The sequence below is a fragment of the Candidatus Protochlamydia sp. R18 genome (assembly GCF_000648255.1).
Lineage (GTDB): Bacteria > Chlamydiota > Chlamydiia > Chlamydiales > Parachlamydiaceae > Protochlamydia > Protochlamydia amoebophila.
In genome coordinates this window covers 17,640-40,239 of the sequence record NZ_BASL01000645.1, presented here as the reverse complement: position 1 = coordinate 40,239, position 22,600 = coordinate 17,640, and the positions used below count along the sequence as shown (strand labels likewise).

Genomic DNA, 22,600 nt, shown 5'->3' with positions numbered 1-22,600 from the left:
CTCCTATTCGAATAATAGAACAAGGAGTGGAAGCCATTGAGAAGATTTTAGCAAAAGAGCTCCTTTGTCGACACGATGTGGAAGAGATTAACCAAATTTATCAGTCTGTAGATCTCTTAGAGAGGCAAATTGAAGAGATACCTGCGCGGAATAGCCACCATGCCCTCCAAAAAATTATAGAAAAAGTTAAAAAGATTGTTTCTAATCAAGCAGTTAGCGCGCAGGATTTGATTTCACTCTACCATTTACAACACTTTTCAGATTCAGAGTTGCAAATCGAGCAGGAGTTTAAAAGCGTACAGCGTAACTTTAGTTCCGGTTACTTTCAAGCTATTGCCGAGGAGCTTCCCTATTGCTTTTCCACAGATCAATTCGATGAAGATGTGAAATGTTTGATAGGGCCTAACCGTACTGAAAAAGTGAATAAAATCTTGCAATGCAAGAAAAAAAAACTTCAAGATTACGAACAGCTAAAGAAAGTTATCGCACAAAGAAAATCTGATTTAGAAGAGCTCAGAAAATACGATCCTTTGTCATATCCAGCTTATTTGGATGAACTACTCGACAACGGCTACATTCACCTCTACGATCATCTCCTTCAAATGAGAGCTCTTCCCAGTCGCAACGAACGGCGATCTGAAATTGAAAAAATCCCCTTTTCTCTCTTATCTCATATCGTCTTGGAAACTCGAGAAGCAATCATTCAAAAAGTCGTAAACTCTATCCCTGCGGATCGCTCTCGTATTTTATTCCTATTAGGCCCCTCAGGAGCCGGCAAGTCGACCACGTTATGTTTCCTAAGAGGAGATCAGATGATATTAAAAGACTTCCACTACGAATCACAAAGTGATCGGCAACAGATTATTGGACTTTCTGGAGCAACTTCATGTACATTTCTCCCGACCATTGAAATCGTCCAAGATTGGGCCATCATTGATTTTCCCGGTTTTGACGATACTAATGGATCTCTCATCTCTTTGGGGATGGAGTGTGCTCTAAAAGCGCTGATCGCAAAATACACTCCCCAAATATTGATTCTCGAGTCGATCACAAATAATGAAGGCAGGTTTGCAGCCGCAGCTCAACTAGGGTCTCGTCTGAGTCATTTACTCAAGAATAAGAACGACTGTCTATTAGGAATCACAAAATACTCCAAAGATCCTGATTTTAGACAAATTCAAGCAATAGAGGAGCAACAGAAGAAAGAACTATTAGAACGCACTCCAGAAGAGATTGCACTTCGTGCATCCATCGAGACACTTGCCGCTCTAGATATGCCGGCATTACAACCTAAGATAGAGAAAATGCAGCAACAACTTGCTAAGATGCAGGAAGAGAAAGAGCAAACACAACAGATACCATTGCCTGAAACGGGCCCCAAAGCAGAAAGTCGCAAGAGGCTCCAAGAAAGAGAAGAGGAACTATTAAGGCAAATTGGCTTAAAAGAGATCATCCGATTTGATAATCTAGAAGATACGAGTCATTTATCCTCATGCGTTGCAACTTTTTCTGAGAACTTTGAAAGGGGACCGATCTGTGTGAGTTCTTCGCAACCTTTAGATCCTGATGATGAAAGACTATTAGAAAATCGGTTTAAGAACAGTCTGAAGCTAGAGATGAAAAATCTTAAAGATTACGACATAAAGTTTGAAAACCTTCAAGTTTTTGTACAAAGTGTGCTAGAGTCTAGCTTAATTAATACCATCTTTTCCCAGTCGAATCCGGAAATCGGACAGTTTTTACATTTGCCAGAAATCGATCCTCGTCTTGTTCGCAACTATGACAAGGAAATTGTAGGTCGTTGTATCAAAGAGTACATCCGCTCCATCCTTAGTACCCTTAATATCTCTTTTATCGACACAGTATTAAAAGAGTTAAAAGGCAAGGTCTCTAAAAAAACAATTGCTATACTCAAAAAAAAAGTAAATCGGCTTCGAGATTATGTGTTGGGCTTATTGGGATCCTTTCCCGAAGATCAAAAAAAAGCGAAAGAAAGATGGGTTATTCTCCAGGAAAGTTATCAATCAGCGAAAGATTCAGTATTAGAAAAATTTAAATTACCACCTTGGGCGACAGTGCTTCTTTGTATTCCAAGCGGGATACCGTACGGTATTTACGCATTAATAAGATGGAATGAACTGAAAAAAGAAGAGCAGAAAAAGATCGAAGAAACGATTGATCTTTGCTCTGATGATTTAGATCGAATATACAATGCACTAGTGAAACTAAAAGATCTAGAAAACATCATTGAAAAACAAGAGATCATTGATGAGGTATTTTATTCTGGGGAGAGTTTTTTCGAGTCGGAAGATGCTTTCATAGCATCTATACAAAATAAGATTCAAAAAATTAGAGCAAACTACGGCATTAGAGAATGGGACGAACGTATTGACATTATGAAAAAAAAGCTTGGTCCTTTTGGAAACCATCACTTGAGCGATCATTTTGACATTATGGATTTCCTAAGCTGGGTGTTCTTCAATAAGGATATAAGTTCCTCTGTGCAGAAGGTACCACTGCCAATATCTATACTATCTATAGATTATACATCAAGTTTGGTAAGAATAATGAAACTTGTAGCACCATCTGCAGGCATGCCAATGCAGGAAGTACTATACAGAATTTCAACCGATTTAGACATAGATTTAAAAAAATCCTTATTCCGAGCAATGTTAGGAGCTGCTGTATTATCGTATTATCTGACCGAGAAAATTTAATCCAAAACTCTTGAAGGATATTTTCTTAAGAGTTTGATTTCAATTAGGTAAGGGATCATTTTGCAAAAAGTTTGAAAAATAACTCATCATAGTTTTTTGTATACTATGTAGGCAATGCTGAATAAAAAAAGTAACAAAATATCAAAGCCAAAGGATCTAAGCAAAAATCCTTTGGCTTTTTTTTTATCTTTTTTAAGAATAAATTTAGAATGACCTGCCTTAAGAGGACCTAGCTCTCATCCTTTTTTATTTTCTACACCTCCTAAAAGATTTATGCACCATTTGACTCCCAAGTCATCAAATAAAGGTGTTTCTCCAGCTTGAAGCTCATGAAACGGGGGTGGAAAACAAGATCGCCAATCATCAGGGAAAATATTTAAAGCATTTTGAGGATGAGGGAAAGCATCGCAGTAGCGATTAAGACTAGTTTTTTTTAATTTGCAAATAAGGCTTGATAAACAACTGTTATTCTATTTTGAAAATGTTTAACCCTTCTTCGTATCCCTTTAATAAATCTTTTCATTATTCCTCGATGTAAAAGTCTTTCCTTTTATAGATAAAAGCCAATCTAACAGTTGCCTATAATTCTTTCAGCAGCCTTTGAATGTTAAAAGATCCTAATGACAAACTTTTTCAAGCAAAAAACGAAAAATACTTTGGTAAGTTTGCCCCATTCCTCTTTTTATCCAGTTCCGTAAATACTTCATTTTTTTTTGTTTTGCTTGAACTAATTGAGCTTTTTCTTTTTCTTGTGCTTTTTGGTAATAAGCGCTTGCAGAAGACGTATTACCTAAGTCGATTAAATCACCGGAGAAATAAAAAGAACAATTTTTCGCTCTTTGTTTAATAAGATAAAGACAATCTTCTTTTAATTCTTGATCGTTAATCCAGGAAAATTTTGAAAAATCAACGGGTAATGGAGACATCTTATATAAACGTAAACCATTTTGTATGTAATCAAATTGATCATAAAAAATTCCCTTTCCTTCACGATCCATATTCGTAAAATAATGAGGTAAAAACCGGAGAGCTTGTTCTGCGGCGCTCAAACGAAATTGATTATAAAGTTTGTCATGTAAAACCCAAACGACAGACCATCCCATTTTCTGATAATCGTGATTCCGTTTGCTTAATTCTTCGGCCGTAATAGGAGAATACTGAATTTCAAAAACAATTTTTTTAGATAGCCATACAACATCAGCAATACGACCAATTTCAGGCAGCCGGTATTCTAATTGGCAATCTCCTTTTGGCAAACAAGTATAGAAATGATTTTGAATATGTATGTGGATGATTCCTTTTCGATGAAGATGGCAAGCTCGATTAGGTTCTAAATGATAAAAATGGCGTTGACGAAGCGCACCTCCTCTCGATCGCAGATGACCATTACATTCAATACATCGATAGTTTACTTTTTTATGGGCATGATAAGCATGAATCATCTCATTTTTTTCATTTAACGCATAAATTTGCATAACCACCAAGATAATTTTCATTTAAGTAAACAATTTTATCATCTAAAACTTTCATTAATTAATGGATAATCCTTGTGATAAAATAGATTTCTTGCATAACTTAACAGCTTTAGAGAAATTTCAAAGTATATTCGAGTTTAATAATTTTTTCATTATGTTCAAAATTCATGATAAAAGATTTATTAAGGTATTTTTCAAAATTGTTAAATTGAAAATACACCCTTATTTTTAAATATGAATGATTGATTTATTACGTTCGAATCTGAAATTTTTCGGGCAGCCTTGATTATTTTATCTAATGCCAAATAAGCAAATTTTATTGAGCTTAGCGAAAACTCGCTTTAAAAAGGCAAATTTGTTAAAATTACTCGTATTTCTTACTTCTTCTACTTTAGGAAAGCATGAACAAAACGAACTTCAAAAATCATTTTTCTCAACAACATCAGCAAAAAATTGATGAGCTTGTCGCTATTTCAAAAGACCAAGGTTTTATTACTTATGAGGAGATCAATGAAATTCTCCCTATGTCTTTTGATTCCGCTGATCAAATTGATCAGATCCTGATTTTCCTTAGCGGAATGGACATTCAAGTTCTTAACCAATCTGAGGTAGATCGTCAAAAAGAGCGCAAGAAAGAAGCGAAAGAATTAGAAAGCATGCCAAAAAGATCAGAAGGATCTCCTGATGACCCGGTGCGCATGTATCTTAAAGAAATGGGTTCGGTCCCTCTTTTAAGTCGGGAAGAAGAAGTTGAAATTTCTAAACGCATTGAAAAAGCTCAAGTCCAAATTGAACGCATTATTTTACGCTTTCGTTACGCAACCTCTGAAGCCATTGCTATAGCTAACTATCTTCTTACTGGTAAAGAACGATTTGATAAATCTATTACCGAAAAAGAAGTCGTGAATAAACAAGAATTCATGAATCTGCTTCCTAGAATATGTCAGTTATTAAAAGAAGAAGATCTCATTTTAGAAAGATTATTAGAGCAAATTAATGATCCTAATATCAAAAAAAATGACCGCTTAAAGCTAATTGAAGACATTGAAAAATGTCGTATCCGCATGCAAGCCTACCTACGCCGACTGCATTTAAGACACAATATCATCGACGATTTCGTCGAAGTTATTCTACGTGCTTATGATCGCTTCCTTTTCCTAGAAAAGGAAATTCAGGAACTTACACCTCGTGCGGAAAGAAATAAGTTTGCTGGTGCAAAGCTTGCCGCTGCTCAACGAAAACTCAACAAACGAGAACTTGCAGCAGGGCGATCTTTAGATGATTTCAAAAAAGATGTGAAAATGCTTCAACGCTGGATGGATAAAAGCCAAGAAGCTAAACGGGAAATGGTAGAATCTAACTTAAGGCTCGTTATTTCTATTGCTAAGAAATATACAAATCGAGGCCTTTCTTTCTTGGATCTCATTCAAGAAGGAAATATGGGGCTCATGAAAGCCGTCGAAAAATTTGAATATCGTCGCGGATACAAGTTTTCTACTTATGCAACATGGTGGATCAGACAAGCTGTCACAAGGGCTATTGCCGATCAAGCCCGTACCATCCGTATTCCTGTTCATATGATTGAAACAATTAATAAAGTCTTACGCGGCGCAAAGAAATTAATGATGGAAACTGGTCGCGAGCCAAGTCCTGAAGAATTAGCTAAAGAACTAGGAATTACTGCCGAAAGAGTGAGAGAAATCTATAAAATTGCTCAACATCCTATTTCACTTCAAGCCGAAGTGGGTGATGGAGGTGAAAGTCAATTCGGGGACTTCTTAGAAGACACGGGAGCTGATTCTCCTGCAGAAGCAACGGGTTATTCAATTTTGAAAGATAAGATGGGAGAAGTCCTCTCAACACTTAGTGATCGAGAACGAAAAGTCCTTATTCAACGATTTGGTTTATTAGATGGTAAACCTAAAACACTGGAAGAAGTAGGTGTAGAGTTTAATGTTACTCGTGAACGTATCCGCCAGATTGAAGCAAAAGCTCTACGCAAAATGCGACACCCTATCCGTTCTAAACAACTCAAAGCCTTCCTTGATTTATTAGAAGCAGAATAAATTAATATCCTCTCTTAATAAAAGAGGGGATATTTGTCTTGTAACCTTAGGCTCCATTTTTAATATGTCTCATTCTCAATTACAAAGCCGAGGTCTTCAATCAGAGAAAATTCTTTCTCTTCTTAAACCTGATGGATTACTTGCTAATAGCTTAAAAGGCTTTGAATTTCGTCCCCAGCAACAGCAGATGATGACAAATATTATCGAGGCGTACAATAATGATTCGATTGCTCTCATCGAAGCTGGAACAGGAATAGGTAAAAGTCTAGCTTACTTGATTCCGGCTTTAATTTGGGCAGCACGTTTCAATGAACGCACTGTCATCTCGACCAATACCATTACTCTTCAGGAGCAGCTTTTATCAAAAGACATTCCAAACCTTTTAGACGCACTTGATTTGAATTTGAAAGCGGTACTTGTTAAAGGAATGCATAATTATCTTTGTATTCGTAAACTAGAAGATGTTCAGATGGAAATGAGCATTGTCTCTTCAGAAGAAGCTCAAGAAATTGAGAAAATTGAGGCTTGGCGCCAACAAACAGTTGATGGATCGCGCTCTTCACTTTCTTTCGCTCCGACTCATTCTGTTTGGGAGAAAGTTGGAGCAGAAAATGAAGCGTGTTCTCATCATGAATGCCCTCATTACCAGCAATGTTTCTTTTTTAAAGCTAGACGCCAAGCACAAGATGCGCACATCTTAATTGTGAATCACCACCTCTTATTTGCTGATCTTATGCGCCGAGCAGACACTGCCAATTACAGCGAAACAAGCATTCTTCCTACCTATCGCAGAATTATTTTAGATGAAGCTCATCACGTTGAAGATATTGCTACAGAATATTTTGCTTCACATTTACATCGTATTGAGTTGATGCGCACAATGGGTCGCTTAGGTTCTGAAAGGCATAGTCAACAACCAGGTAAACTTCCTATTTTAAAAGAGAAACTGCAACTTTTATATAATAAAGCTCCACCGCGAGAAATTAGTCAAATCGTGATGCGCTTGACAATAGATTTACCTGCTCTTCGCCATGTCATCCATGAACAAATTAATCAAACATTTGATGCCTTTGCTCACTTTATTGAAGCGATCAAAAACCCTGCCTCTCGGTTATTAGGCGAAGAAGTGTCTTTAAATGAGCAGAAACTACGCATTTTGAACGAACATATGAACCACACAAAGTGGAAAGAGGAAATTCATCCCTCTGCTAGTCAGCTTATCGATTCTCTTAAAAACTATCGTCTAAACATTACTAATTTAGAAGCTGAACTTAAATTAATTGAAAATGAACGATTGCAAGAACAAACTAAAAGTATTCGGTTAGATATTCAAGGTCTTGCCAATCGGCTAGAAACTTCAATTTCTTTGCTTAATCACTTTATTTCGCCCCCTTCTTCACCCAATAAAGTGCGTTGGATCGAAGCTCACAAATTGAAATCTTTGATCAATGTACACTTAGTAGATGCAGATTTAGACATTTCGAAATCGCTCGCTGAATTTGTATTTAGCAAATTTCCTACCATTATTTTATGTAGTGCAACATTAACTTCTAATCAACAATTTCAGTTTATTCGTAAGCGTTTAGGACTAACCGATAAGCACCTTCCTTATAGACAAATTGAAGAATATATTTATGATTCTCCTTTCGACTACCATAAACAAGCACTACTAGCTGTTCCCACGGATATGCCTCCCCCATCGCACCCAGATTTTAATTGGATTGCTTTTGAAAACATTTGGAAAGCTATTCAAGCTAGCCGTGGACAAGCCTTTGTCCTTTTCACTTCTTACTCTATGTTGCAACAATGTGCGGAAAAATTATCAGCTCGTATGCATGAGCATGCATATGTCTTATTTAAACAAGGGGAAGAAGTAAGGCAGACATTATTACATAAATTTAAAACGACAGATCGAGCCATTTTATTTGGTACAGATTCTTTTTGGGAAGGAGTCGATGTCGCTGGTGATGCACTTCGATGTGTCATTATTGTCAAACTCCCTTTTAGAGTTCCTACTGAGCCGCTCATTCAAGCACGCACAGAAGCCATTATCGAAAAAGGAGGAGAGCCATTTTTTGAATATTCCGTTCCTCAGGCAGTCGTCAAATTTAAACAAGGTTTTGGACGATTGATTCGCAATCAATGGGATCGAGGATGCATTGTCTGTTTAGATACTCGATTAGTCACAAAAGGATACGGAAAGCAATTTTTAAACAGTCTTCCTGCCTGTGAAAAGATTTTTATTAATAGCGAGCAATTGTGGACAAAAATGGGAGATTTTTACCGAAGAACTTACCATTTGGTCAAACAAAATCCATTCTCCTAGATCATTCAGGAATCAATCAATATTAAAACTTAAGCATTAGTACAGTTTATATAGACCTATTCATTGCGATTAATGAAAATTTTATTCAATCGAACTTCAAAAAAAAGGTGGCTTATTCTGTCGATATGGATATATTTAAAAATATACTTGAACGTTGTGGCCAAGTTCCTCAAATCATGGAAGGAGGAAAATGCAGCCTATACTTTCAAAAAAACAACAAAACTAGGTAATCGATTAAAAAATACTATTATTAAAATAAAAAAATTAAATATTTTTTTCTAAAAAACACTTCATTTTTTTATTTAATTAAAATTTATTTTGAAATTTAATTCAATTAATAATATAATTTTTTATTAAATGCAATTACGGAGACATAACAAAATGAATGGGCCCATCTCTTTTCAAACTAGACTGACAGGAAACCAAGCATTTTATAATCATTCTGATTACATAATATCTACTAAAGAAGACTTTAATTTCCCTCACACTTTGTCTACCATTTATCGATGGAATGCGGAACATAAAATTATTCGAATTATTAAAGACGCTTTGTCATTAATTTTTTTTCCCTTTACTATCATGCATATTATCGCCGGCAAAATAGCCCTACTTCCCGCCTCCTCTCCTACTTTACTTGAAAGTCCAAAAATTGCTCATAAGGAAAGAATGGCCATTGATCTCCAAAGTTCATGGAAATATAAACGTTTAACAATAAAAGTCGATGACTATAAGATTGATGCCATGATCATGGGTCAAAAAGAAACGTTGCACAACGGAAGATGGATGCTCGTTTCTAACGGAAATGCAGAATTTTATGAATCTAAATTGAATGAGGGACAATTCAAAAAACTTCTTGTTCAAATTAATGGTAACGCCATCTTTTTTAACTATCCAGGAGTCGGTGCTAGCTCAAATTTACCCAATAAAAATGCCATGACAAAAGCTTATCAAGCACTCTTACATTTTTTAGAAGATCAGGAAAAAGGAATAGCAGCCAAAGAAATTATTGGATTTGGACATTCCATTGGAGCGGGAGTTCAAGCGGAAGCCTTGAAACGCCACGCATTAAAATCAGGCATAAAATATGTCTGGGTAAAAAGCCGAACTTTTTCTGATTTAGCAACTACTGCTGGCCTCATTACCAATAAAGTCTTGGGGCTTTTAGTGAAAGTCATAGGATGGAATATTGATTGTGCAGAGTCCTCCAAAACATTACAAGCTCCCGAAATTATTCTACAAACAGCCTCTGTCGCTAATTATCAAGAATTGACGAATAGTTCAAAAATTATCCACGATGGAATCATCCCTGAAAATGCAACATTAGCTAAAGTCTTATTGGATCAAGGGTGCGCAATAAGTAAGAAACGTATTATTGGTGTCCCTGAATCGCACAATGAAGAACTAACTGAGCTTCAATATTTAGCAAATAGTATTAACCAAATGCTTGCTTAACCTTTGAGCCAATCAGGCCAATGTTAATTCGATTTGTTGATAACGCCGCATCTGATCTCGCCAATCTGCGGCTTCTTCAAATCGAAATTCTTTGGCCGCTTTTTTCATTTCTTTTTCGCATTCTTTAATTTTTAAGCGCACTTCATCCAAGGTCAAATAATGATGCGTTTCTTCTGCTGCTTTAAAAATTTCTTCTTCCAGTTTGGTTGGATGAGTGACTTGATCTTCTTCAGATTCCATTAATACAGAAATTTCCCGTTTCACCGTTCGGGGCGTAATGCCATGCTGCTCATTATAACGCATTTGTAGAGCACGCCTAGATTCTGTAATTTCTAGAGTTCGTTTAATAGATTTAGTGATTTTGTCAGCATACATAATCACCCGGCCGTCTGCATTTCGCGCCGCTCGACCGCAAGTTTGAATTAAAGAAGTTTCACTGCGCAAAAATCCCTCTTTATCGGCATCTAAAATAGCCACAAGAGAAACTTCAGGAATATCCAATCCTTCTCTTAAAAGGTTGATTCCTACTAAGACATCGAATACCCCTAAACGTAAATCTCGAATAATTTGTACACGTTCAATTGTATCAATATCCGAATGAAGATATTTAGCTTTCACGTTCAAATCATTGAGATAAGTCGTCAATTCTTCCGAAAGCTTCTTTGTGAGTGTGGTGAGTAAAACACGCCCTCCCTTACTGACATGAGAACGGATTTCTGCTAAACAATCGTCTACCTGTCCAGATGCAGGACGTATTTCAATGATGGGATCTAAAAGACCTGTCGGTCGAATTAATTGTTCAACAATTTCCCCTCCAGCCTCTTGGACTTCCCAAGCACCGGGTGTTGCAGAAACATAAACAACTTGATGAATCCGTCCGTAAACCTCTTCAAAGCGCAAAGGTCGATTATCAAAAGCAGAAGGTAACCGAAATCCAAAATCGACCAAAGTTTGCTTCCGTGCGCGATCTCCATTAAACATCGCATGGACCTGAGGAAGTGTTTGGTGAGATTCATCAATAACTAGTAAATAATCTGAGGGAAAATAATCTAATAAACACGGGGGTGGCGCACCTGGCTGACGCATGCTAAAATGACGAGAATAATTTTCGATTCCTTTACAAGTTCCCACTTCTTTTAACATTTCTAGATCATACATTGTCCGTTGCTGAATTCGCTCTAACTCTAAATATTTTTTTTCCGTTTCATAAAATTGCCTTCGCTCATCAAGTTCTGCTCGAATAGTTTCCATCGCTTTTAACCGAATTTCTTCAGGCGTAACGTGGTGAGAACTCGGATAAATAGTAATAGAAGCGATGCGTCGTTTAACTTTACCTGTCAAGGGGTCAATTTCGCTGATCTGCTCAATCTCATCCCCAAACATTTCAACGCGAATGGCTAAATCTTCTTCATAAGCTGGAAAAATATCTAGTACATCACCTCTCACACGAAATGTTGATCGAATAAATTCGAAGTCATTTCTTTTATATTGCATTTCTACTAAATGGAGCAAAATATCATCTCGTCGTCGCATTTGACCTTGAGAAAGTGTCAAATTCATTCCTCGATAATACTCCGGAGAGCCCAAACCATAAATGCATGAAACTGAAGAAACAATAATTACGTCGGAACGCTCAAGGAGCGAGCGTGTCGCACTTAAACGCATTTTGTCTATCTTGTCATTAATCGACATGTCTTTTTCTATATAGGTATCTGTCCGAGGAACGTAAGCTTCCGGTTGATAATAGTCATAATAAGAAACAAAATACTCTACCGCATTGTGAGGAAAAAAAGTCTTAAATTCTTGATAAAGTTGAGCTGCTAAAGTTTTATTATGAGCCAAAATTAATGTTGGACGTTGTACCTTGGCAATCACATTCGCCATCGTAAACGTTTTTCCAGATCCTGTGATTCCCAAAAGAACTTGCGAACGTTTGTTTTGCAAAATGCTTGCCACTAGTTGATTAATGGCTTCTGGTTGATCTCCACAAGGTTCAAATTCTGTGTGTAATTGAAAAAATTGACTTGGGTTCATAATTTCCTTAAATACCTATGCTTGGGTCCTTCTCTAAAAAATTAGAGATATTTCTAAAATAAGTAAAAATTTCTATTTCGATATTTCTATACTCTCTTGATAAAATCAACAGAAAGAAACTTTTAATGGGAAAATAAAAGAATTATTTATTAGACAATAAATTTAAGGCATTTTCAAATTCAAAAGTAACCAATTCTCTCTAATTGCCTACTTTTGCCCGATGAACAAAATTTGAATTAAGGCAAATCTACTGCACAATCAAGTAAATTTGATTGTTTTCTTTTAAATTCCTGATATTTTTCATCTGTTTGATGTCGAGAAAGCTTTTCATACTTCTTATAATAGGACGCCGCCTCGTTCAATCTATTTAATTGATCTAATATATGAGCAGCCTCTAGATAGTAAGTAGCTATATTCGTAGCATACCAGGTCCAAGATGCTTTTTCTTTTTCAATAATTAAAAGAAATTCATCCAAGGATTGTTTAAAGTTGTGTCTGTTTTTTAAATATTTCGCATAATCCAATCGCATGGGAATAGAATCAGGATTTAACACTAATCCTTTTTGATAAAAAGCTTCGATTTCACCTAATTTATTTAATTTTAGTAATTGGTTGGGAAAAATATTTTTTAAATCTAAATAAAGTTGCGCATCTGCTTTTTCCAGGGCTTGAGCTAATAAATCCGCGGATTTTTGAATTAAGAAAAATTGTTCTTCTTCTTTTAAATACTTTGACCAGTCATTGAGCATTAAACCATAACTTTTTATTAGTTGCGGTTGAGTCAGATAGGCATGTTGACAATATTTATCTTCGTTTTTAAAATAATTACAAATTTTATCTTCTTGTCCTGTTATGCTTAGCAAATTAAAATATCTACTTCGTAAACCAGAATGTTCTAAATAATTGGCTCGCATGTTGGAGTTATCCAATTCTATTTTGTAAAGCTCAATAAGAATATTTTGAATTTGAGTAAGCTTGTGTTCATCAGGATTAGCCCAATCTCTTAAATAATCTATGTAATATTCTAAAGAGTCTATTGTAGGGTATTTCTTGCAAAGTCTTTCTAAAAAATTTTGAAGATCTTTTTGTTTATTAAGCTTTTGTAGTATCTCAATATATAAATTTTTTATGCCACTTTGCATGCATTCATCAGAAGCAGAGAGTAATCTGAAATAAATATTAGCTTTTTCCTCATCTGATTTATCTGAAGTATATAAAAAAGTTCCATAAGTTTGAAAATTCTCTACAGAAGGATATTTTTTACATTTAAATTCGTGCAAGGCTTCAATAGCAACGGTTCTATTATCGCCTCTTAAGAGACAATCTTCATAATCTTCTAACTGAGCATTCGATAGAATAGGTCGTACTTTTTCGTATAATCGAATCACCCTTTCTAGCTCATTTTCATATTTTAAAATACTAATGATTCGAAAAATCGTGCTAGTATCTTGAGAATGATTTTGATCTAAACTTTTTGCATACGCTTCTAAATCGTCCCAATTTTCATTTTTTTCTAAAAAGTCCACATATTTAGCTTGGATTTTTGAAAGGTGAGGATGTAATTTTAAAATTTCTTTGTATTGTTCAATTGCTGTATTAAATTGATTTTTTTCTTCTAAAAAACACGCTAAAAACCATTTTAAAATGGTATTTTGTGGTTGCTCTGCTATTTTTCCTAATAAATAGTTTTCACATGTTTCATCTATTTCTTCTCGGCTTATCCTGCCATTATCAATTAAAATATGGTGTAGTAAATAAATATACTTGTCATACTGTATGTGATAATTTAAAGTTTTTTCCAGTTCATTCAACGCATCTTGCATTCGATCTTGGCAAGTTAACCATTCAATATATTCTTCGTGAAGAAAAAAGTTGGGATGTTTTTGTAAAAAAGTTTGATAATAAATTTCAATCTCCTTTTCTAGCTTCAACTCTTCTAAAGCTTCAATGTATTTTGCTCGGCTTTCTCTAGAAAGAGGTATGCCTAAATTGATCATCCTTTTATATTGTTCAACAGCCTCACTAGTTTTTTCAAAATAGAATAAAGCTTGAGCATATTTCGTTCTTAAACATCCGTTTGTCGGCGCTAATTTGGCAGCTTTTCTAAATTGACTAAGGCATAAGTTTATTAGTTTTTCGTCAATGACATCTGCTTGTTGAATTTTGGCATATAATAAATATCCATAAGTGATTAAGTTTTGCGGATTGTCTGGTTGCCTTTCGATGGCTTTTTCAATTAACTTTACTTGTTGATTTTCATCTGAATTTTGGATAATTTCCGTGAGAAAATAATGATTATCTGAATCAATTTCAAATGCTCTCTGATATCTTTCAATAGCTTTTGCAGGCTGTTGTAATTGATCGCAAGCAAATTTATACTCTTCTAAAAGAATTTGATCGCACGGTTGCAAATCCAAACCTTCTTCCAAAAAATGGAGAATTTTTTGTTGACTCGTTCTACAAGCTAAATGAGAATATGCAGCGATGCGAAGTTCAGTATTTTTAGGATTTATTGCTAAACCTTTTTGATAACGATGGATAGATTCATTAAGTGCATTTTCTGTCTCATCATGGAAGGATTTACCAAGAAGCTTTAAATTGTCAGGTTGTAAGTCTAAACCTGTTAGATAAATGACTTGAGCTTTTGCCGGGTCGATTACGGATAATAAATTTCCATAACGAAAACAAACTTCTACAGAGTCTGGACTAATCGCTAATGCTCGTTCACCATAAAATATTATTTTATCATTATTTGCATGCCAAAATTGGTTTTGCAAAAATTCTGCATACCTTAAAAGTAAATGCACGTTATTTGGCTGTTGGTCCAGACACCTTTGATAAATCTCTTGAGCCATTTCTTGAAGATATCTAGGCAATATATTTGCATAACTCGTGTGGAAGTCGATATTACTAGAATCGACTCGTGCGTTTTGGTACCAGTCCACCGCTTCTTGAGTTTGATTTAAATGCATTATCAAAAATTTCGCATATTTTAAAAGCAGAAGTGGATGATGCGGCTGCCGTTGTAAGCCTGTTTTGTAAATATCGAGTACTTCATCCCTAATCCTTTCTCCATCATCTAGCAAAGTAGATTTTGAATTTTTATAGCGTTTTATTAACAACTTTGCATACGCAATTCGCAGATCTACATTGTCAGGATTTTTTTCTAAAGCTTTTTTGTAATCTCTTTCCGCCTCTTTATCTTCAACATCAAATTTAGCATGATTGAAAAGAAGAGTTTTACTGTTAGGCGCAAGCTTTATCCCTTCTTCATATAACTTTCGCAATTCTTTTGTGTGTTCTTCCCCTTGTTTTTTTAATACTTCCGCATATTCAACTCGCAAAGGAGCATTTTTAGGATCAATTTCTAGACATTTTTGATAGAAAAGGCCTGCTTCAAAATATCTTCCTTGCTTTACAAGTTTCTTTGCTTCTTGCGCTAAAATGTTTGTGCCCAAAAAAGGAGAATATATCGATGTTGCTTGACTAACACCATTAAGCCCACTAACTTGTGAAGATCTACTAGTGTCTTTCAAATAAATATTGGTATTTTTAGAACTATTCCAAAATTGACTCCAGGAATGGCTTAAATAAAAACGAAAAGAAGGAAATAATAAAGGTATCAATAGACAAGCAAAAGCCATAGCGGCAATTCCCTTAATGGCATAGGCTACACGCACCCATGTGGAAGAATTGGTTTTGATTTCCCCTATTTTAACATATGTATGGCCTTCATGAGTTTTTTTTGGAGAAATGCCTGCCGTTTCTATTGGCTCGAATGTAAATTTCAATAATTGATTAAGATTATTAATAAACTCAGCAGGCATAAAACATCCTTAAAATATTAATAAAAATAATATTTTAATTTATTAATCAAAATATAAAAATATTAATTTTTCATATTTACATTCTTTAAGTTTTTTGATCTCTTGCGACATAAAAAATTTTGCTTCAACCTCTTCTTATTAGTTACACGACCCCAGTTTGCCCGTAATTGAAAAAAAGTTGGTTTGTTTTTATAAATTCTTTACATATTTGTTTCGAAGTTTCTAGCAATAGTAAGAAAACTTTAAGCAGAAAAAATAAAGGATGTATTCATCAGTTGATAGATTTGAGATGGTTTTGAATTTCAAAAGTAAGCAATTCTCTAATTGCCTACTTTTGTATGTTGATCAAAATTTGAATTAGGGTAAATCTGCCGCATTAGCTAGCAAATCTGATTTTTGCTTTTTAAATTCCTGATATTTTCGATCTTTATGATATAGACTAAGTTCCCCATATTTTTTATAGTAGGAAGCTGCTTCTTCAATTCTATTTAGCTGCTCTAACGTATGAGCAGCCTCCAGATAATAAATAGATATATCCCATACGTTTCTAGATGCTTTTACTTTTTCAATAATTAAAAGAAATTCAGTCAAAGCCCTTTCAAAATTTTGGTTGTCTTTTAAATATTTCGCATAGTGTGATCGCATGGGAATGGAATGGGGATTTAATGCTAGTCCTTTTCGGTAAAAGTTTTCTATTTTATCTAATTGATTTAATTTTAGTAATTGTTCTGGAAAGGTATTTATTAAATCTAAATAGAGCTGCGCATCTGCTTTTTCTAGAGCCTTGGCTAATAAATCGACCGATTTTTGAATTAATGAAAGCTTTTTTTCTTCTTTTACATGCGCTGACCAGTCAGCAAGCATTAATCCGTAATCTTTTAATAATTGTGGTTGAATGGTAGACTTACCTTCATAATATCTATTTTCATTTTCAAAATAATTATAGAGTTGAGTTTGCTGTCCAGTTCTAACTAACAAACTAAAATAGTTTTGCCTTATTTGAGAATATTTTGAGTAATTTTCTCGAACACTGAAATCACTTAATTTTTCTTTGTAACAGTCAAGCAGCTTATTTTGAAGTTGAGTAATTTTGCGTTCATCAAAGTTAGGTTGAACTGTTAAATAATTAATATAATGCTCTAGATTGTCAATTGTAGGATATGTTTGACATAAATCCTCAAAAAATTTTTGGATTTTATCGTGTTGATTCAATTCTTCCAAGACAGAAAAATAATTTTTTTGAAGACTTTTACTCTGCATACTTTCAGCATTAGTTCGTAATAATCTTAAATAAATTTCAGCTATTCGTTCCTCTGGTTGTCTATCAATTAGAAAACATCCGTAACTTTCCAAATTTTCTATCGTCGGATATTTTTTGCATTTAAATTCATGCAATACTTCAAAGGTGGTTCTATCATCGTGAATTCTATAGAGAAAATTTTCATAATCATTTAACTGAGCATTTGATAAAATAGGTAATATTTTTTCATATAAGCGAATCACCCTTTCAAATTCATCTTCATCTTTAAAAATGTTGATGATTTGAACAATCATACAAGCATCTTGAGGATGATTTTGATCTAAACTTTCTGCATACACTTCTAAATCATCCCAGCTTTCTTTCTTTTCTAGAAGCTCCACATATTTAGCTTGAATTTTTGAAAGGTGAGGATGTAATTTTAAAATCCCTTTGTATTCCTCCACCGCTTTATCAAACTGATTTTTTTCTTCTAAAAAGCGCGCTAAAAACCATTTTAAAATGATATTTTGTGGTTGCTCTGCTATTTTTCCTAATAAATAATTTTCACATGTTTCATTGAATTCTTCTTGCGCTATCTTACCCCTATTACTTAGAATATCGGTTAATAGATGTATATACTTATCATACTGCATTTGATAGTTTAAAGTTTTTTCCAGTTCATTCAACGCATCTTGCATTCGATTTTGACAAATTAACCATTTAATATACTCTTCATGAAGAGAAAGATCGGAATGATTTTTTAAAAATCTTTGATAATAAACTTCAATCTTGCTTTTCTGATTCAATTTTTTTAAAATTTCAAAATACTTTGCACGCATTATATCAGTAAGAGAAAGATCCAAATCTATTATCCTCTGGCATTGCTCTGCTGCTTCCTCATATCTTTCTATCTGTTGTAATATTTCCGCATAAAACAATATCACGTCTAGGTTTGTCGGCGCCAATTTGAGAGCATTTTTAAGTTGACTGAGACCTAAGTTTTGCATTTTTTCGTTGATGGCAGTACTTTGGCGGCTTTTCCCGATTAAAAAACCTCCATATAGGGATAAAATTGGTGGATTTTCCGGCTGTCTTTGGACGAGTTTTTCAATTAATACAAGCCTTTGATTTTCATCTATAAACTTGATAAATTTGAAAAAAAACTTATTATTATCTGAATCGATTCCAAATGCTCTTTGGTACCTTTCAGCTGCCTTTTCAGGGTAATTCAATCTCTGACACGCATTTTCATAGTTTTTTAAGAGAGTTTGATCACAGGGTTGCAAATCTAAGCCTTTTTCCAAAACAGAGAGAGATTTTGCAGAGTCTATAGAAGATAATAAATTTCCATAACGAATATAAACTTCTACAGAGTTTGGGCTAATCGCTAATGCTCGTTCACCATAAAATAATATTTCATCAACATTTATATCCTGAACATAATCTCGCAAAAACTTCGCATAACTTAAAAGTAAAAGCGCGTTACTTGGTTGTTGGTCCAGACATCTTTGATAAATCTCTTGAGCCATTTCTTGAAGATATCCAGGCAATATATTTGCATAACTCACATGAAAGTCGATATTGCTAGAATCGATTTGTGCGTTTTGATAACAGTCCACCGCTTCTTGAGTTTGATTTAGTTGCTTTATCAAAAATTCTGCATATTTTAAAAGCAGAAGTGGATGCTTCGGTTGCCGTTGTAAGCCTGATTTGTAAATATCGAGTACTTCTTCTTTAATACTCTCTCCACCATCTAGCAAATCAGATTTGGTATCTTCGTAGCGTTTTATTAATAATTTTGCATAAGTAACTCTTACCTCTGCATTGTCAGAATTTTTTTCTAAAGCTTTTTTGTAATCTCTTTCCGCCTCTTCATCTTTAATGTTAAATTTAGCATGATTGAAAAGAACGGTCATATCATTAGGTAAAAGCTTTAGCCCTTCTTCATACAGCTTTCGCAATTCTTTTGTGTGTTCTTCCCCTTGTTTTTTCAATACCTCCGCATATTCAACTCGCAAAGGAGCATCTTTAGGATTTCCTTCTAGAAATTTTTGATAGAAAATAGCAGTCTCGAAATATCTTCCTTGCTCTTTAAGTTTCCTTGCTTCTTGAATTGAAATGGTCGCGTTAGAAGAAGGCACATCCGTCACAGGAAGGTCAGTTGTTGATTTAGCCGATAAACTTGAAAGAGGACTTAGCGGCACTTCTCGACTAACGTTATTAAGTCCACTAATTTGTGAAGATCCGCTATTTTCAGTTGTAGGTAATAAGTTTTCTTTTAAATAAATGCTGGTCTTCTTAGAACTATTCCAAAATTGACTCCAAGTATGGCTTAGAGAAGAACGAAAAGAAGAAAATAATAAAGGAAGCAATAAACAAGCAAAAGCCAGGGTAGCAATTCCCTTGATGGCATAAACTACCCGCACCCATGCGGAAGAATTGGTTTTGATTTTCCCTATTTTAACATACGTATGACCTTCATGAACTTTTTTCGGGGGATTGTCTTTATTTTCTAATTGTGAGTATGGAAGATTTAATAATTGGCTACGATCATTAATAAACTTGGCTGGCATAAAAACTTCCTTAAACTATTAAAATAAAATAGGAAGTTTATTTTAAGGCTAAATTATTAATCAAATTAATAATTTATTAAGATTGATAATTAGATTTTTTGGCTTTTTGGTGAAGTAGCAGTAATTTTTTTGTTTATCTTTTCTTATCACTTACACAACTTAAATTTGTTTTTAATTGAAAAAGTAGGTTTTTGACTTATAAAATTTTACATATTTATTTCGATAATTCTAGTAATAGAAAGAAAAGTTTAAGCAGAAAAATTAAAGCATGCATTCATTAATTGATGAATTTGAGATGTTTTTGAAATCTAAAAGTAAGCAATGTGAAAATTGCTTACTTTTGTATGCTAATCAGAAATGGAATTAGGATAATTCTGCTGCATCGGCTAGTAACTCTGTTTGTTTATTTTTAAATTCATAAAATTTTTCCAAAGCATTTTGGTCATGGGCATTATCTCGAAGAAAATTTTCATAAATTTCTAATTGCTCATCCGATAGAATAGGCAACATTCTTTCAGATAATCGAATTACTCTTGGAACTTCATTTGCATATTTAAAAATATCCTTAATCAGATAAAGAATCCGAGCATCTTGAGCTCGGTTCTGATTCAAACTCTCTGCATATGCTTCTAAATCATCCCAGTTTCCATTCTTTTCTAAAAGCTCTACATATTTAGCTTGGATTTTTGAAAGGTGGGGATGTAATTTTAAAATTTCTTTGTATTGCTCTATCGCTTTATCAAACTGATTTTTTTCTTCTAAAAAGCGCGCTAAAAACCATTTTAAAATGGCATTTTGTGGTTGCTCTGCTATTTTTCCTAATAAATAATTTTCACATGTTTCATCTATTTCTTCTCGTGTGATTCTAGCCCTATTACTTAAAATATCAGTTAATAGGTGCATATACTTGTCATACCGCATTTGGTAATTTAAAGTTTTTTCCAGTTCATTCAGCGCATCTTGCATTCGATCTTGGGAGATTAACCATTCAATATATTCTTCATGAAGGGAGAGTTCGAAATGGTTTTGTAAAATTGTTTGATAACAGACTTCAATCTTACTTTCTTGATTCAACTTTCTTAAAATTTCAAAATATTTTAATCGCATTTCATTAGTAAGAAAAGAATCTAAATCTATTATTTTCTGATATTGCGCTGCTGCTTCCTCATATTTTCCCAGCACTTGTAATGCCTGAGCGTAAATGAGTATGAGAGTTATATTCATTGGAGCTAATTTGAGGGCATTTTCTAATTGACTAAAAGCTAAGTTTTGCATATTTTCGTCGGCGACACCATTTTGGCGACTTTTATCGATTAAGAAATATCCGTATAGGCATAAAATTAGCGGATTTCCCGGCTGTTTTTGGATGAAATTTTCAAACGTTGTAAGCTTTTGACTTTCATCTACATAATCGTAATTGGTAAAATAATCAATAAATTTGAAGAAAAGCTTATTATTATCTGGATCGACTTTTAGCGCTCTTTGAAATCTTTCAAAAGCCATCTGGGATTTTTGCAATTGTTTGCATTTATTTTCATAGTCGTCCAAAAGAATTTCATCGCAAGGTTGCAAATCTAAGCCTTCTTCCAAAATTAAAAGCGCTTCTTCTCTGTTACTATCCCAAATAAAATTTACATACTGTATGCGTAGTTTAGCGTTATTGGGATCTATTGCTAAAGCTTTTTGATAAATGGCTGGAGCTTTTATTGGGTCTAATCGAGATAATAAATCTCCAAAACGTGAGTGAATTTCTACGGAATCTGGGCTCTTTTCTAATGCTGTTTCACCATAAGCTATTATGTCCTCATGGGCTACCCAACAGAATTTTTCCAAAAATTCTGCAAATTTTAAGTGTAAAAATGCATGGTGCGGATATTGCTGTAAACATTTTTGATAAATCATTTGAGCTTTGATCTGATTTTTTGCACCTAATATATCTGCATAACTCATGTGAAAGTCAATATTGCTAAAATCGATTTGTGCATTTTCATAACAATCCTCTGCTTCCTGAGTTTGATTTAAATGATTTATCAAAAATTTTGCATATTTCAGAAGTAAAAGTGGATGCTTCGGTTGTTTTTTTAAACCCTCTTTATAAATATTATGCACCTCATCCTTCAAGCTATCGCCATCGTCTAGCAAATCAGATTTTGAATCTTCATAGCGTTTTATTAGCAACTTTGCATACGCAATTCTTAATTCTGCGTTGTCAAGATTTGTTTTAAGTGCTTGTTTGTAATCTCTTTCAGCTTCTTTATCTGCAACATCAAATTTAACATGATTGAAAAGAATGATCGTATTATTAGGCGTAAGCTTTAGTCCTTCTCTATATAACTTCCGTAGTAAATTTTTTGCTCCCCTACCTTGCTTTTTTAATACCTCCGCATATTCAACTCGCAAAGGAGCATCTTTAGGATTCACTTCTAAAGATTTTTGATAAAAAAGAGCCGCTTCAAAATATCTTCCTTGTTCTTTAAGTGTCCTTGCTTCTTGCGTTAAAATAGTTACCTTAGAGGAAGATTCATTTGTTGCAGAAGAGGCTAATAAAGCTTTTTTTAAATAAACACTTATATTTATATGGCCTTTATAAGCTATTTTCCAGGAATGGCTTAAAGAAGAGCGGAAAGAGGGTAATAATAAAGGAAGCAATAGACAAGCAAAAGCCAGAGTGGTAATTCCCTTGATAACATAGGCTACGCGCATCCATGCGGAAGAATTAGTTTCGATTTCCCCTACCTTAACGTAAGTATGACCCTGATGAGTTTTTTTTAGGAGATTGCTTCTATTTTCTAATTGTGAAAATGAAAGCTTTAATAATTGGCTACGATCATTAATAAACTCTGCTGGCATAAGGCCCCTTGAATTATTGATATAAGCAAGTAAATTTAAT

8 protein-coding genes and 1 pseudogene are annotated in these 22,600 nt (G+C 34.2%); 4 read left to right on the top strand and 5 right to left on the bottom strand.

From position 1 onward, the window contains the following. A pseudogene (locus tag TY19_RS16140) lies at positions 1 to 2,717 on the top strand (hypothetical protein); the annotation flags it as partial. A gap of 617 nt (positions 2,718 to 3,334) precedes the next feature. On the opposite strand, the gene TY19_RS03770 reads toward TY19_RS16140, so the two are convergent. Continuing rightward, complete coding sequence (locus TY19_RS03770) at positions 3,335 to 4,192, bottom strand: competence protein CoiA (protein WP_052354759.1); 858 nt, start codon at positions 4,190 to 4,192, stop codon at positions 3,335 to 3,337. Between the two features lie 401 nt (positions 4,193 to 4,593). On the opposite strand from TY19_RS03770, the gene TY19_RS03765 reads away from it, so the two are divergent. From TY19_RS03765 to TY19_RS03755, 3 genes are all read left to right on the top strand, one after another. Then, complete coding sequence (locus TY19_RS03765; protein WP_011174727.1) at positions 4,594 to 6,258, top strand: RNA polymerase sigma factor; 1,665 nt, start codon at positions 4,594 to 4,596, stop codon at positions 6,256 to 6,258. 64 nt (positions 6,259 to 6,322) lie between these two features. Then, positions 6,323 to 8,584, top strand: coding sequence for an ATP-dependent DNA helicase (locus TY19_RS03760; RefSeq protein WP_042280339.1), 2,262 nt, complete (start codon positions 6,323 to 6,325; stop codon positions 8,582 to 8,584). A 381-nt stretch (positions 8,585 to 8,965) separates the two neighbouring features. Next, positions 8,966 to 10,036, top strand: a complete 1,071-nt coding sequence (locus TY19_RS03755) for a CPn0927/CPn0928 family alpha/beta hydrolase fold protein (protein ID WP_042280337.1) — start codon at positions 8,966 to 8,968, stop codon at positions 10,034 to 10,036. Between the two features lie 12 nt (positions 10,037 to 10,048). Here TY19_RS03755 and uvrB read toward each other — a convergent pair whose 3' ends face one another. The 4 genes from uvrB to TY19_RS03735 form a co-directional block, all read right to left on the bottom strand. Next, on the bottom strand, positions 10,049 to 12,070 hold the full coding sequence (uvrB, locus tag TY19_RS03750) for an excinuclease ABC subunit UvrB (RefSeq protein WP_042280336.1): 2,022 nt from the start codon (positions 12,068 to 12,070) through the stop codon (positions 10,049 to 10,051). 236 nt (positions 12,071 to 12,306) lie between these two features. Continuing rightward, positions 12,307 to 15,897, bottom strand: a complete 3,591-nt coding sequence (locus TY19_RS03745) for a tetratricopeptide repeat protein (protein WP_042280335.1) — start codon at positions 15,895 to 15,897, stop codon at positions 12,307 to 12,309. Positions 15,898 to 16,254: 357 nt separating this feature from the next. Then, positions 16,255 to 19,710: a hypothetical protein gene (locus TY19_RS03740; RefSeq protein WP_042280332.1), complete on the bottom strand. Its 3,456-nt coding sequence runs from the start codon at positions 19,708 to 19,710 to the stop codon at positions 16,255 to 16,257. A 363-nt stretch (positions 19,711 to 20,073) separates the two neighbouring features. Then, a complete protein-coding gene (locus tag TY19_RS03735) occupies positions 20,074 to 22,560 on the bottom strand; it encodes a hypothetical protein (protein WP_042280330.1) in 2,487 nt (828 codons plus the stop codon). Positions 22,561 to 22,600: the final 40 nt, after the last annotated feature.